The organism is Chitinophaga sp. CF418 (assembly GCF_900142925.1).
GTDB lineage: Bacteria > Bacteroidota > Bacteroidia > Chitinophagales > Chitinophagaceae > Chitinophaga.
The window spans coordinates 197,795-212,580 of the sequence record NZ_FRCN01000010.1; the positions used below are offsets into that span (position 1 = coordinate 197,795).

10 protein-coding genes are annotated in these 14,786 nt (G+C 45.1%); 7 read left to right on the top strand and 3 right to left on the bottom strand.

Annotated features, from left to right (window positions below; translation table 11 throughout):
* Position 1: 1 nt before the first annotated feature.
* Genes F3I09_RS21835 through galB form a run of 5 tightly spaced genes read left to right on the top strand, consistent with a single transcriptional unit; the run spans position 2 to position 8,760 of the window.
* Entirely contained in the window at positions 2–1,594 is a 1,593-nt protein-coding gene (locus F3I09_RS21835) for a RagB/SusD family nutrient uptake outer membrane protein (protein WP_149697173.1), read from the top strand.
* A 21-nt stretch (positions 1,595–1,615) separates the two neighbouring features.
* The gene (locus F3I09_RS21840) at positions 1,616–2,671 is read left to right on the top strand and encodes a SusE domain-containing protein (RefSeq protein WP_149697174.1); all 1,056 of its coding nucleotides are present in this window, start codon (positions 1,616–1,618) and stop codon (positions 2,669–2,671) included.
* Positions 2,672–2,709: 38 nt separating this feature from the next.
* On the top strand, positions 2,710–3,738 hold the full coding sequence (locus tag F3I09_RS21845; protein WP_149697175.1) for a glycosyl hydrolase 53 family protein: 1,029 nt from the start codon (positions 2,710–2,712) through the stop codon (positions 3,736–3,738).
* Positions 3,739–3,756: 18 nt separating this feature from the next.
* Complete coding sequence (locus tag F3I09_RS21850; protein ID WP_149697176.1) at positions 3,757–6,312, top strand: cellulase family glycosylhydrolase; 2,556 nt, start codon at positions 3,757–3,759, stop codon at positions 6,310–6,312.
* A gap of 3 nt (positions 6,313–6,315) precedes the next feature.
* On the top strand, positions 6,316–8,760 hold the full coding sequence (gene galB, locus F3I09_RS21855) for a beta-galactosidase GalB (RefSeq protein WP_149697177.1): 2,445 nt from the start codon (positions 6,316–6,318) through the stop codon (positions 8,758–8,760).
* A 130-nt stretch (positions 8,761–8,890) separates the two neighbouring features.
* Here galB and F3I09_RS21860 read toward each other — a convergent pair whose 3' ends face one another.
* Both F3I09_RS21860 and F3I09_RS21865 read right to left on the bottom strand, forming a co-directional pair.
* Complete coding sequence (locus F3I09_RS21860; protein ID WP_149697178.1) at positions 8,891–11,368, bottom strand: hypothetical protein; 2,478 nt, start codon at positions 11,366–11,368, stop codon at positions 8,891–8,893.
* Positions 11,369–11,575: 207 nt separating this feature from the next.
* Entirely contained in the window at positions 11,576–11,797 is a 222-nt protein-coding gene (locus F3I09_RS21865; protein WP_149697179.1) for a hypothetical protein, read from the bottom strand.
* A gap of 108 nt (positions 11,798–11,905) precedes the next feature.
* On the opposite strand from F3I09_RS21865, the gene F3I09_RS21870 reads away from it, so the two are divergent.
* Entirely contained in the window at positions 11,906–12,784 is an 879-nt protein-coding gene (locus tag F3I09_RS21870) for a serine hydrolase (RefSeq protein ID WP_149697180.1), read from the top strand.
* A 49-nt stretch (positions 12,785–12,833) separates the two neighbouring features.
* Here the strand turns inward: F3I09_RS21870 and F3I09_RS21875 are convergent, their stop codons facing one another.
* Positions 12,834–13,685 carry an aldo/keto reductase gene (locus F3I09_RS21875; protein ID WP_149697181.1) on the bottom strand — a complete coding sequence of 284 codons (852 nt, stop codon included), beginning with the start codon at positions 13,683–13,685 and terminating at the stop codon, positions 12,834–12,836.
* A 200-nt stretch (positions 13,686–13,885) separates the two neighbouring features.
* On the opposite strand from F3I09_RS21875, the gene F3I09_RS21880 reads away from it, so the two are divergent.
* Positions 13,886–14,782, top strand: coding sequence for an AraC family transcriptional regulator (locus F3I09_RS21880; RefSeq protein WP_149697182.1), 897 nt, complete (start codon positions 13,886–13,888; stop codon positions 14,780–14,782).
* Positions 14,783–14,786 lie beyond the last annotated feature (4 nt).

Genomic DNA, 14,786 nt, shown 5'->3' on the forward strand with positions numbered 1-14,786 from the left:
CATGACAATCAAATCTCTTTCTATAATAACCGCTTGTGTAGCCATTACGATGGCCACCAGCTCCTGCACCAAAGACCTGAACCGTTTACCCTATGTACAGGAAACATCGGAAACAGTCTATAAAGATCCTGTAAAAATAAAGGGCGTACTTGCCAAACTGTATGGCAGTCTTTGCCTCAGCGGACAACACTATGAAGATAACAGCCTGTCAGATATTGTTACAGATAATACAGGTACTAACGTATTCCTCCGTAACTACTGGTCATTGCAGGAACTTACCACAGACGAAGCAGTGATAGGGTGGAACGACGGCGACCTGCTAAGTTTTCATAACCTGAACTTTACACCAGATGGTAAATATGTGAAAGTGATGTATGACCGTATCTTCTTTGGAGTAGCGGCCTGTAATGAATTTCTCCGTCAGACGACGGACGACAAAACAAGCAGTTTCCCTGCTGATGTAGCAGCTGACATCAAAGAATACCGTTATGAAGCCCGCTACCTGCGCGCGTTTTACTACTGGATAGCCATTGACCTGTATGGCAAAGTTCCTTTTGTAACAGAGGCTGATCCTGTTGGTGCATTCCAGCCCAAACAGATATCCAGGGCTGACCTGTTCACTTACCTGGAAACAGAATTGAAAGACCTGGAAACACTGTTGCCTGAGCCGCGTACCAACGAGTATGGCAGAGTGGACAAAGGAGCAGCATGGGCATTGCTGGCGAAACTCTATCTCAATGCAAAGGTGTATACCGGCACTGAGAAGAATACTGAGACGATCACATATTGCAATAAGCTGATCAACGCTACTACTTATCAGCTGGCGACGGATTATTCCCAATTGTTCAAAACAGATAACAATCTCACAGCAGAGATCATCTTCCCTATCCTCGCAGATGGAGTAACATCACAGTCTTACGGTAACACCAGTTACATTGTACTCGGCTCTATCGGAGGCACCATGAATCCCGCTGACTATGGCATGTCAACAGCATGGGGAGGTATGAGGACTACCAAAAACATCGTAGACCTGTTCCCCGATCCATTGGGCAATACAGATAAACGCGCCATGTTCTACACCAGCGGACAGAACCTCGATATCAGTGATCTGTCCAGCTTTAATGATGGATATGCCGTGCCTAAATTCAAGAATATCAGTTCTACAGGACAGCCGGGATCTGATCCTACCAGGCGATTCACCGATACGGATTTCCCTATGTTCAGGCTGGGAGATATTTACCTGATGTATGCAGAAGCCGTGGTAAGAGGTGGCAGTGGTGGTACTGCTGCAGAAGCATTGAATTATGTGAACCTCCTGCGCCGCCGTGCATACGGCAATACCAATGGAGACATCAGCGCCAATGAACTGACGCTGGATTTCCTGCTGGCAGAAAGAGGCCGGGAACTGTACTGGGAAGCCAAAAGAAGAACAGACCTCGTGCGCTTTGGTAAACTGACCAGTGGCAGCTATGTGTGGCCGTTTAAAGGCGGTGTAGCAGCAGGTACCGGTGTACAGGAGAAATACAATGTATTCCCTATTCCCAACACCGACAGGATCGCCAACCCTAACCTGGTACAAAACGATGGCTATTAACATCAACTGTAAAACGATTGTATGAAACGCATTATTGGTTATTTTCTGCTCATCCTGGTATTCGCATCCTGTAAGAAGGACGAAACAAAATCTGTGTATACCTTACCTACAGATAAGCCGGATTTCAGTAGCAGCATTACTTCTATCATATTGGACAGTACCCATCGTGAAGATAAAGCAGTGTCATTTGCATGGTCTTCCCTGAGCTATGGCATTAAAGCTGATGTTACTTATTCCCTTCAGTTTGACACCAGCAGCACAATGAGCAGCGCAGTGGAATTTGTGATGAATACCGATACCACAAAGGACTATACGGTTGATGCATTGAATACTATTGCACTGCGGGCGGGCCTTGAAGGCAATAAAGCCGGCGTACTGCATGTGCGTATGAAAGCAGCAATACGTCAGAATGGAACATCTACAAATCCATCTACCATACCTGCTACTTACTCGGAGATCATCGACCTTACTATAACAGCTTATGCCCCAAGCACCGTTTCAAGATTGTGGGTACCAGGAGAATACCAGGGATGGAATGCTGCTACAGCGCCTACGCTGGCTGATGTGGGAGGTAAAGGAGCATATGAAGGTTATATCTGGTTCCCGAATAATTCCAGTAACAACTATACATTCAAGATCACTACCGCGCCTAACTGGAATGATCCTTCATGGGGCTATGAAAGCGCCACAAAGATGGTAAAAGGCGGTGGTAATCTTTATACCCCCGGAGAAGGTTATTTCCTGGTGAGAGCCAATGTCAACTCCCGCGACTGGAGCACAACACTTACTACCTGGTCAATCGTAGGCGATGCCGTTACCGACTGGAATACAGATGTACCTATGCAGTTTGATGCCGCATCTGGCACATGGATCATCAATTCAGTACAGATCAAGGCTGCCGGCGGATTTAAGTTCAGGGCCAATAATGCATGGACCATCAACTACGGTCCTACCGATGGTAAACTGGTACAGGACGGTGGTAATATCTCCGCTCCTGGTGGAGTAGCTGGTAATTATAAAGTTGTACTCAACCTGAGCGAGGCAGGTAACTATACCTTTACACTCACTAAACTGTAAAAGGGTACATCATTATGCAAATAAAGAATGAGAACGTTATGAGATATCTTTTAATAGCCACCGGTATACTACTGATGGCCACTACAGGTTGCAGAAAATTCGATATGCCGGATAATGTACCTGCAGCCAATCCTATCCTGACAAATATGGTGCGTGGTGCAGATGTAAGCTGGATCACTGAAATGGAGGATGCGGGGCTTAAATTCTACGATACTACAGGTAAACAGACAGACGGTATGCAGTTGATGAAGGACATGCACCTCAATGCCATCCGCCTGCGTGTATGGGTAAACCCGGCAAACCGGTATAATAACATCGCTGACGTGACAGCAAAGGCAGTACGTGCCAATAGCCTGGGCATGAAGCTCATGATCGATTTCCACTATAGTGATTCATGGGCTGATCCTGCTAAACAAACAACACCTGCAGCCTGGAGCGGTCAGGACATCACAGCTTTGCAAACTTCTGTGTATAATCATACACATGAAGTGCTGAGTGCTCTGAAAGCAAAAGGCATCACACCTGGATGGGTACAGGTAGGCAATGAAACCAATGATGGCATGTTATGGCCCTTGGGGAAAGCCTCTGAGCATATGGACAATTTTGCATTGCTCATCAATGCAGGTTATAAAGCAGTGAAGGAGATTGACAACAATATTAAAGTGATCGTACACGTATCCAACGGGTATAACAATGAATTGTTCAGATGGATGTTTGACGGACTAACGCAGAATAAGGCCAACTTTGATATTATCGGCATGTCATTATACCCTGCCACTGCTGAATGGCAGACGCCCAACCAGCAATGCGAAGCGAACATGAAAGATATGATCGCCCGTTACAATAAAGAGATCATGATATGTGAAGCGGGCATGCCGGCTACTGCCCCGGTAGCTACGAACTTCTTTATTACGGACCTTTTCAGAAGAATCCATAACTTACCGGATGGCAAAGGTCTTGGGATTTTCTATTGGGAACCGCAGGCTTATAATAAGTGGCAGAACTATTCACTAGGCGCATTCGACAATTCCGGGAAGCCCACTTTTGCAATGGATGCTTTCAGATAACAGCTCAATCAATCCGGCATGGTAATAAGAAGAATAGCTTTATTATTAATAATCAGTTTAGCAGCCAATACAGGTTTCGCACAGCATACAAAAAAGGAAAAGCCGCTGGTATATGTTGATAAGACCGGCATCATCCGCTATACAGCCGATGGTACAGAAGCTGTCTTTTTTGGTGTTAACTATACGGTTCCTTTTGCATACGGCTACCGTTCTCATAAAACACTGGGCGTGGATCTGAAAAAGGCCATCGACGAAGATGTATATCATCTCGCCAGGCTCGGAACAGATGCATTCCGCGTGCATGTGTGGGATACAGAGATCACAGATGCAGCGGGTAATTTGCTGACGAACGAGCATCTTGATCTCTTTGATTACCTGCTAAGCAAACTGAAAGAGAGAAAGATCAGGATCTTATTAACGCCTATTGCTTTCTGGGGCAATGGTTATCCTGAGAAGGATGAAAACACAGGCAGCTTCTCTTCCATCTTCGGTAAAGACAAAGCGCTGGTAAATGATACAGCCATCCGTGCACAGGAGAACTATGTAAAACAGTTCTTCGTGCATGTGAATCCATATACAGGCCTTAGTTATAAAGATGATCCGGATATCATTGCCACGGAGATCAATAATGAACCACATCACAGCGGACCATTATCTGCTGCTGCCAGTTATGTGAACAGGTTGGCTGCTGCTATCAGGAGTACAGGATGGAACAAACCTGTGTTCTATAACATCAGCGAGTCGCCTTCATATGCGAGTGCTGTTGCAGGCGCCAATATTGATGGTGTGAGTTTTCAATGGTATCCTACAGGGCTGGTTGCTAACCGTACATTACAGGGCAATCTGCTGCCTAATGTAGACCGTTATGCGGTGGTGTTCGATACTATTCCTGCTTTTAAAAATAAGGCGCGGATGGTATATGAATTCGATGCAGGAGATGTATTGCAACCGGTGATGTATCCTGCTATGGCCAGGAGTTTCCGCACTGCTGGTTTCCAGTGGGCTACACAGTTCGCATATGATCCTTTACATACGGCATATGCCAATACGGAGTACCAGACGCATTACCTGAACCTGGCTTATACGCCTGAGAAAGCAATCAGCTTTCTCATTGCCGGCAAAGTTTTCCATCAACTGCCGAGGACTAAAAGCTATGGCGTTTATCCTGCTGATACCTTATTTGGCGCTGCGAGGGTAAGTTATGCACAACAATTAAGTGAATGGAACACTGCTACGGAATTTTACTATACAGGCAATACCAACACTAATGCCATCAATCCCGGTCAACTACTACGCCTGGCAGGTACAGGCAGCTCTCCCCTGGTTCAGTACAAGGGAACAGGCGCTTACTTCCTGGACAAAATAGAAGACGGCGTATGGCGTTTAGAAGTGATGCCTGACGTAGTACAGCTGAAAGATCCGTTTGACAAAACTTCTCCTGCAAAAGAGCTGAGACGTATACAATGGAACCGGCAACAAATGACGATCAGATTGCCGGACGTTGGAGATGACTTCAACCTGAGTGCTGTCAACCAGGACAATCATACGGAGGCGAATGTAATTGCTAACACTTTCACGATCTCTCCCGGAACATATCTGCTGGTCCGCAAAGGGAAGCAAAGTAATATCAGCGATAATAAGATCAATGGCGTGATTGGGCTGTCTGAATTCGTAGCGCCACAACCTGTGCATACAGCGCTGGCTGTCAATCATACGCCCTTTACAGAGTTAACAGCAGGCACCCCTATCGCCATCGAAGCAACTATTGCCGGTATAGACTCCACAGCGCATATCTGGCTGGAAGGGACACACTTAGGTGGTCAATGGTTCAAGCTGGATATGCAAGCTATCACTGTGTCACGCTACACAGCAACACTGCCGGCAGAGTTGCTCCAGCCGGGCCTTCTGCAGTATAGATTGATCATACAACAAGGCAGCAACTATACCGCCTTCCCTGGTGATTATACAGGAGATCCTTATGCATGGGATAACTATCACCGGGATACCTGGCAGACGTATATCGCTGCTCCTAATACCATGTTGTCATTACTGGATGCAACGAAGAACAAGGACCTGATCATGCTGCCTACCTATACGCCTGGTGCATATACATCCGGCGACAGATCAGAACAACTTGCCATACGCATCAACGGCAATGGCACTAAAACTGATGCCATAAACGGCGTAAGCCGTGCAGTAGCGGCACAACTGAAAGGTAGAGGCCAGGAACTACCGGCATTTAATACAGTGGTTGTTCGGGCACGGGTAACAGGACAACAGAAAGCCAACGCAAGAGTGGCATTGATCTCATCAGATCCCGCTGCCATTGCTGCAACTGTTCCGCTTACAAATGAATTCAGGGATATAGAGTTACCACTGAATGATTTTAAGGCTGATCAGACACTGTTGCTACCCAGGCCTTATCCTGGCTTTATGCCCTTATGGTTGAAGGGAAATGATCAACAAGTGTCTGACCTCCGTACACTCGATAAAATAGAGATCACGAATATACCCGCTGCAGACGCCACATCATATACAATAGAAATAATAGCTGTCTGGCTAAAAGTAAAATAGGTTATGAATAAATATAGAGGATTATTGCTGCTGGCTATCATGGCCATGAGTGTACGCGGTATGGCCCAGATACGTCAGGAATACCTGCTGGAAAAGAACTGGAAGTTTGCGAAAGGAGATCATCCGGAAGCTATTCAGCCTTCGTTTGATGATAAACTATGGGAGTCTGTCACCGTCCCTCACGATTGGGCTATTAACGGCCCTTTCGATGGCAACAACGATATACAGAAAGTAAAGATCGAGCAGAACGGTGAGCAGGAAGCAACCATGAAAGCTGGCCGTACCGGCGGTTTGCCTTTTATCGGCACGGGCTGGTATCGTTTGTCGTTCGCTGTACCCGGATTAGAAGCAGGCAAAAGAGCTGTACTGCTATTTGACGGTGCCATGAGCAATGCTGTGGTTTATGTCAATGGTAAGAAAGTGGGCAACTGGCCATATGGCTACAATTCTTTCTCTTTTGATGTTACTGATTATGTCCGGGCAAAAGCTCAGAATACACTGGCCGTAAGACTGGAGAACTTCGAACAGGCGTCCCGCTGGTATCCCGGTGCGGGCCTGTACCGTAATGTTCATCTGATCGTGACAAACGATACCCATATTCCTGTATGGGGTACCTACGTCACCACTCCTGTTGTGAATAAAGAACAGGCAACTATCCAGCTGCTTACTAGCATTGACAGATCTGCCAAAGCTCAAACAGTGGAAGTAAGAACAATATTATTGAATGCTGCCGGCAAAAAGGTGGCTACAGTTACTACATTGGTGCCGGCCGACAGCACCATTGCCAGACAACAGTTCATCATCAAACAACCTGCTTTATGGTCGCCGGAAACACCGGCATTGTATAAAACCATTACCCGCCTGTATGAAGGCGGTCAGCTGAAAGATGAATATGAAACACCTTTTGGCATCCGTTCTATTGAATATAAAGCCGGTAAAGGGTTTCTGCTGAACGGCCAACCGAGGAAGTTCAAAGGCGTATGTAATCACCATGATCTTGGTCCGCTGGGGGCAGCTATCAATACAGCCGCGCTGCGCAGGCAGGTCAGGTTACTAAAGGATATGGGTTGTGATGCCATCCGTACGTCACATAATATGCCGGCGCCCGAGCTGGTAAAACTCTGTGATGAAATGGGCATCATGCTGATGGTGGAATCATTCGACGAATGGAAAGCGCCCAAGGTAAAGAATGGCTACAGCCAGTACTTTGATGAGTGGGTAGAAAAAGACCTGGTCAACATGGTACATCACTACCGTAACAATCCTTCCAATATCATGTGGAGCATAGGCAATGAAGTACCTGATCAGAGCTCTCCTGATGGTAAGGATATCGCCCGCCGCCTGCAGGACATCTGCCACCGGGAAGATCCTACAAGACCCGTAACAGCGGGTATGGACCGCATTGATGATGCCCTTAACAAGGGTTTTGCGGCAGTACTTGATATTCCTGGCTTTAATTACAAGCCGCAGCGTTATCCGGAGGCGCACAGTAAACTGCCGCAGGGCTTTTTAATGGGCACTGAAACTGCATCTACTGTAAGCTCAAGAGGTGTATATAAATTCCCGCTGGCCTTCCATAAAGGGAAGATGTATGATGACAACCAGTGCTCCTCATATGATTTCGAAGCCTGTTCCTGGTCGCAGGTGCCCGATGATGAATTTGTACAGCAGGATGATCTTGACTATGTGATCGGGGAGTTTGTCTGGACGGGGTTTGATTATCTGGGAGAACCTACTCCATACGATTCAAAATGGCCTTCCCATAGTTCTTATTTCGGCATTTTTGATCTGGCAGGCATACCGAAAGACCGTTTCTATCTTTACAGGAGTAAATGGAATACTCAACAGGCCACACTCCATCTCCTACCCCACTGGACATGGCCCGGCCGCGAAGGACAAATTACACCGGTGTTCTGTTATACCAGCTATCCAAGTGCTGAACTCTTTGTGAATGGTAAAAGTATGGGTAAGCTTTCCAAAGACACATCCAGTCATCAGCACCGTTACCGCCTGATGTGGAAGGATGTGGTTTACCAGCCGGGAACTATCAAAGTAGTAGCATATGATAAAAATGGCAAAGCAGTGGCGGCAGACAGTGTCAGGACCGCCGGTGCACCGCATCATATTGTGCTGGAAGCTGACCGCAGCAGTTTATTTTCCGATGGAAAAGATCTGGCCTATATCACTGCCAGCATCGTTGACAAAGACGGTAATCTTTGTCCTGATGCCACCAATGAACTGCATTTCAAAGTAACAGGCCCCGGCAGTTTCAAAGCAGTGGCCAATGGAGACGCCACCAGCCTGGAGCCGTTCCAGTTGCCACAGATGAAGGCGTTTAGCGGAAAGCTGGTGTTTATTGTTCAGTCAGCGGAAAAAGGGGGTACTATCAAAGCGGGTGTGGAAGCCGAAGGTTTGCAGGCAGCGTTATGTACAATAAAAGTGCAATAGCATGCCGTTCACGGCTTGTCATATACCGGCCACGGGCGTAGACCAGATACTTCAGGTTCAAGCACCTGCTCGCCGGCTGGCTGCGGATAGTACGTACGAAATCGCCGGTAGACTGAGTAGGAAAAGTAATTTATTCCTTTTGGTATACCGGCGTATTATCTATTCTCTTATAAATTATTTTTCCATCAGCGAAGTTTAGCACTATCTTTTCCACGCAGCGATATCGTTTGATGTTAGCAACAGTTACATCCATTGTTTCTTCGATTACTTCTTCAAATGTCTGCGTTGAAACAGGAACTTTAACATTCGTGAATTTCAGGTTGGCGATGCGTTCGCGGCCTATACCTGGCGGCGGGATCTCTGGCTCACCGCTGGCGTGCAGGCTGTTAACGGCATTGCCTTGTGCGGTAAGGCCACAGAGCTGATTCGCAGCCTCTGAGAGCTGTTTTTCGAACTGCGGACCAGTGATCTCTCCTACGCTGTGTTTTCTTTGACCAAACAGATTTCTGGTGACAGTCATCTTGTGTTGCACTACTTCCATTTTTGTATCGGAGAACCAGATGATGCCGTCGGCTTCGTAGGTTTGGGCATTGCCTTCATTAACGGCAGCGGCCTGGCCCAGGAAACCGATCCCCTTTAATGCTTCCACCAGTGAATCTTTGCGCATACGGCCCACTTGTACGAAAGCACCTCCGCTTAATGCATCGACGAGGTATTGCAGTTCCATGCATCTGCTTTCGTATTTTTCTTCTGCAACAGGATAGCTGAGTTCTTTGTTTAGGTTGAATTTGTCGATCACCCTGGGATGGTTGAGTAAAGATTCTATTAGCCGGCTGTAATCAGCATTCTTTTTTGATAGCGTACTAATTCGTAAAGAGGTTAATTTGCTTCTTAGTGCCTCTGATCCTTCCAGGTAGGGGAATAATTGTTCATCAAGTGCTCTTTCATCGTTTCTGATTGCTTTGAGGTCGATTATGACGAGGTTAACTGCTTTGCCTATTGCGTTATTATATCTTGATTTAATTTGCTTTTTCTCTTCGATCAGGTTCGGCAATTGATCATCTTCTTTCGCCTCGCTTGTTTGTTGACGAAGGGATTTGATGTCCCGATATTCTTTCAGTTCCTCTTCGATATCTTTTTTCTTTTTGTCTATCCATGATGACAGGGCTTTCGCTTCGGGCAAGGGCTTCTTGAGTTCCGGGAAACGGGATGCCAATACCGCTGTTTGTTTGGTATGACTGAATATATGTGCCTGAATGAATTCTATATCTTCATTTTTTAATAATTCATAGAGTGATTTCACTTCGTCGTGTAAGAGCTTGTAATCACTAAAAGTATTGCTGTTATCCTCGATTTCGCCACCGAAATCATGATAGTCTGCCAGGTCCTGATCTGCGGTTGCAGAAATTGCCTCTAGTTGCTGCTGGTTTTGCATTTGCTGAGCCAACATCTGGTTTTGTTCTTCCAGCTTTTTCACGGCAATATCGTATTCCTTACGGATTGTAACGACCTGGGCATTCAGTATATCATATTCCCGGGCACATTTTTCATACGAGGCATAAAGCTGTGGCAGTGCACGTCTGGCCTCTTCTACTAATTCTATAAAAGGCACCAGTTCTTCTATTTGTTGCTGAAGTTCTTCTATCGAAAAACGGGCATCTTCTTTTCCTCTTAGCTTCTTTTCCCGCTCAGTAAAAAGTATCTTTTTAGTAGAGGTATCACTTGCTTTTCTTGCATTGCTGATATCTTTTTTAGACTGATCCAGTGCGGGTTCAATAATAGTTGTACTTGCACTCCTTAAAGCCGACAGTAATTGAACGGCCTCCTTATAATCTACCGCATTGATTAAATTACTTTGTAGTATTTCAAACTTCTCAGAAAATTCAGCATTGAGGTCAATAAGCTTGATCTGTAAGTCTTCCCAGATCTTTATTTTTTTTGTATAAGGTAACAATGCTGGCGTGCGACGGATGTTATTTTCCTCTTCTTCAATGTATATTTTACCGCTACTATCGAACAGAAAAAGCCTGGATGGTATTGATACCTTTTTTACGAGGTCAATAAGAAAAGGTATTCTTGTTGCCTGCACCTGAAGCTTCTCGTTCACAAAGCCTGCTAAATCTGTAATTTCCGTTGTTAGTTCTTTCGCTATTTCTTCACGGGTTAACAAATCAGTCTTTGGCTGATCTGGAACTGTAGTTGTGGGCGTGGCTGTGTTCTTTGGTGTCTGCGCAGGTGTTGGTGTTGTTGTTTGAGTGGCAGTATTTTCTTTCTTTTTAGTTCTCTTACGTCTGCTTTTAGTAGGTTGCCCCTGAGTGGACAGAGGGAGTTTTTTTTTATCATCATCGTCATCTCCTTTTCCCAGCCCTTTCATCTCTACTTTTTCAGTAGAGCGTTGTACTACGCCTTCCCGTGCTAAGCGAAAGGGAGGAATGCTACTTCTGTCTGTTTGTACAGGTGCTGTACTTTCTGCCTGTACAGGTATTTTACTTTCTTTCAACTGAGAAGGGGCTACAGCTTCATGGGCAAGCCCATTATTAGTACTGAACTTTTCTGGAAACGCCGCAGGAATATGAGATTGCGTGGAGGGACTGTTGATCTTTTGCATAATGTGGGTTACGAGTTATTCGATAAGTAAATTACCAAAAAAAAGTATTGTCTCCGCTTGAAATATACATTAGATTCAACAGAGCAATATTAAGGTGGTTTCAGAACTATTACCCGCTACTATGTATAACTTCGTACTTCGTCGCGTAGTGACCAGCGCCCCCTTTCTGCAGAGGTTCTTACTTTAGCATTTTTAACCTGGTAAGGTTCACTGCCTGTCCTGGTAACCGTATTCTTCACCTTCCGCCAGTTCCCGGCCGGTGTATACACCGTATTTCAATACGGTATACACCATCCATATTACCAACAAAGGTGAGATAAGGAACATACGGACGGCCAGCCATTGTGTCTGTTCGATCTGTAACAATATACAATACGATAGCAGATATGCCGTGACGGCTATCACTGAGAAAGTGGAATTCCTAAGCATAACACAGGTTTACCTGTTATGCCGCAAAATATGCGCCAGGGAGAGACTTATCTTTTGAGGAAATTTCCGGTACTGTTTTATATCTTAGGGCAAACGTCGATATAAAACATGTACCGGTTCCTCTTTTTATTCATACTTCTTCCAACACTGGCATTTTCACAACAGGATCGCAAACTTGAAAAGGGGTTGCGGGAACTCATCAAGGACTTCAACGGAGATATAGGTATCTATGTCCGAAACCTTAAAACCGGCCGTTATATGGGTATTAATGAAGACACCATCTTCCCCACAGCCAGTATTGTAAAGATCCCCATCCTGGTAGGCGTGTTTGATAAGATCGAGAAGGGTGAACTCAAATACCATCAGCCGTTCATTTACCGGGATTCCATCAAATACGGAGGCTCCGGATTAATGCAATTCTTCAAAGACAGCACCGAAACAGACCTCAGTGTATTACTGGCATTAATGATGTCTTACAGCGACAATACCACTTCTCTATGGAACCAGGCGCTAGCCGGTGGCGGACAGCGTATTAATGAACTGATGGAACAATACGGCTTTTCCGTTACCCGGGTGAATTCCCGTACGCCGGGACGTGAGGGCATCAGGAATATATACGGCTGGGGCATGACCACCCCACATGAGATGGCTGAGCTGGTGGTGAAGATCCGCCAGGGCGAGATCATCAGTAAAGCCGCTTCTGAACGGATGTACCGCCTGATGACACATGGGTATTACGATGAAACAGGACTCTCCCAGATCCCGCCTTATGTGCAGGCAGCACATAAAACAGGTTCTGTAGACGCTTCAAGGTCTGAAGTGATATTGGTAAATGCGCCACATGGGGATTATGTGTTCTATGCAGGCACAAAGAACAATAAAGATCAGCGCTGGACAGATGAGAATGAAGCGGAAAACCTCATAAGAAAGATTTCGAAGTATCTATGGGAGTATTTTGAGCCTTCAGGACGCAGGAGGAAGCCTTAGCTCATTTTGGCCTTAAAACAGGCTAAAAACCGGCCGTATGTGGCTGAGATTAATTACTCAGTTTTCTTTCGCCCAACCATTTGACCATAGCCGGGTCACGATGATCGAAAAAGCTGCTCGCTTTCATATCCAGCCCTTTAATTGCCTCCATATCCTCTGCGTTCAGCTTGAAATCAAAAATGTCGAAGTTTTCTGCCATACGTTCTTTTCGTACAGATTTCGGGATGGCAACAACACCACGTTGTGTAAGCCAGCGAAGGATTACCTGAGCAATAGATTTATCATATTTGCGACCTATAGACAACAAGAGCTCATTGGAAAAAATATCATTCTTTCCTTCAGCAAACGGCCCCCAGGATTCGATCTGTACGCCATTCTCTATCAGGAACTGCTGATTCTCTGATTGTTGATGAAAAGGATGAGTCTCTACCTGGTTCACAGCCGGAATAATCTCATTATGAACAATCAGGTCAATCAGTCTGTCAGGATGAAAATTACTTACGCCAATTGCTCTTACCTTTCCTTCTTTATATAGCTCTTCCATCGCCCGCCATTCCCCATACACGTCACCAAAAGGCTGATGGATCAGATAAAGATCTAAATAATCCAATTGCAGTTTCTTCAGCGAATTTTCAAAAGCCAATTTGGCCCCCTCATACCCATTAGATTGAATCCAGAGTTTGGTGGTAATAAATAATTCTTCTCTGGGCACGCCGCTACGCTTAATGGCTCTGCCTACCGCTTCTTCATTCATATAGGAAGCGGCGGTATCTATCAATCTGTAGCCCGTTTCAATAGCATCCACTACGCTTCTTTCACACTCCGCCTGATCAGTAACCTGGAATACGCCAAATCCCAGGATAGGCATTTCAACACCATTGTTTAATTTAACTGTTTGCATATCTCTATATCTTAATATTTAAGAAACCTTGTACTTCTGCCCGGTCGGTACCAACATTGCAGATTTCACAAAAGTAGGAAGTGGAGAAAGGGGATTTAGTAGACAGATTCCTGCTTTTACTACCAATATTGCTGATTCGCCCTGTCTAATAGCCCACATGACACTATTATGCATAAATTTGAGTGACAAATCTGATTGACATGGATAAGGAATATTACTTCAAATCTGTCAACGAATACAACGCATTCAATAACCATGATACGATGCATCCGCTGGTCAGTGTACTTGATTTTTCAAAAGCTAAGGAAAGAACCGGCTCTAAGATGCACTTTGAGATATTCTGTATCTTTTTGAAAGATGTAAAGTGTGGAGATTTGAAATATGGTCGTCAGTATTACGATTACCAGGCAGGTACGCTCGTTTTCATTTCGCCAGGACAGGTTATCGATGTAGAAAATAAGGTGGACTATTACCAGCCTATGGGGCATGGCTTAGTATTCCATCCAGACATGCTCCTGGGCACTTCGCTAGGAAAGAGCATCGCAGAACACAATTTCTTCAGTTACCAGACCAATGAGGCGCTGCACCTTTCAACTAAGGAGCGCCAACTTGTACTAGATCTCTTTGCAAAGATTGAAACTGAATTACAACAATCCGTTGACAAGCACAGTAAGAAGGTTATTGCATCGGGCATAGAATTATTACTAAACTATTGTGACCGATTTTACGATCGGCAATTTATTACCAGAGACGCAGTAAATAAAGGCGTTTTAGAGAAATTCGAAGAATTATTAAATGGGTACTTTATTTCCGAAAAGCCATATTCTATTGGGTTGCCAAGTGTGGCCTATTGTGCAGGAGAACTACATTTTTCAGCGAAGTATTTTGGTGATCTGATTAAGAAAGAAACAGGAAAATCTGCGCAGGAATACATTCAGAATAAAATTATTGATGTAGCTAAAAATAAGATTTTTGGCAGCGATAAAACAATCAATGAAATTGCCTATGAGTTGGGTTTTAAATACCCCCAACATTTTGCCCGTCTGTTTAAAAAACGCGTTGGTTATACACCAAATGAGTTCAGGTTATTAAGCTGATAGG

What these genes read in the sequence shown, in the direction of transcription:
- F3I09_RS21860 (WP_149697178.1), bottom strand. Translation starts at nt 11,368, where the DNA reads ATGCAAAAGATCAACAGTCCCTCCACGCAATCTCATATTCCTGCGGCG.
- F3I09_RS21835 (WP_149697173.1), top strand. Translation starts at nt 2, where the DNA reads ATGACAATCAAATCTCTTTCTATAATAACCGCTTGTGTAGCCATTACG.
- F3I09_RS21875 (WP_149697181.1), bottom strand. Translation starts at nt 13,685, where the DNA reads ATGCAAACAGTTAAATTAAACAATGGTGTTGAAATGCCTATCCTGGGA.
- F3I09_RS21870 (WP_149697180.1), top strand. Translation starts at nt 11,906, where the DNA reads ATGTACCGGTTCCTCTTTTTATTCATACTTCTTCCAACACTGGCATTT.
- F3I09_RS21840 (WP_149697174.1), top strand. Translation starts at nt 1,616, where the DNA reads ATGAAACGCATTATTGGTTATTTTCTGCTCATCCTGGTATTCGCATCC.
- F3I09_RS21865 (WP_149697179.1), bottom strand. Translation starts at nt 11,797, where the DNA reads ATGCTTAGGAATTCCACTTTCTCAGTGATAGCCGTCACGGCATATCTG.
- F3I09_RS21880 (WP_149697182.1), top strand. Translation starts at nt 13,886, where the DNA reads ATGGATAAGGAATATTACTTCAAATCTGTCAACGAATACAACGCATTC.
- F3I09_RS21850 (WP_149697176.1), top strand. Translation starts at nt 3,757, where the DNA reads ATGGTAATAAGAAGAATAGCTTTATTATTAATAATCAGTTTAGCAGCC.
- galB (WP_149697177.1), top strand. Translation starts at nt 6,316, where the DNA reads ATGAATAAATATAGAGGATTATTGCTGCTGGCTATCATGGCCATGAGT.
- F3I09_RS21845 (WP_149697175.1), top strand. Translation starts at nt 2,710, where the DNA reads ATGAGATATCTTTTAATAGCCACCGGTATACTACTGATGGCCACTACA.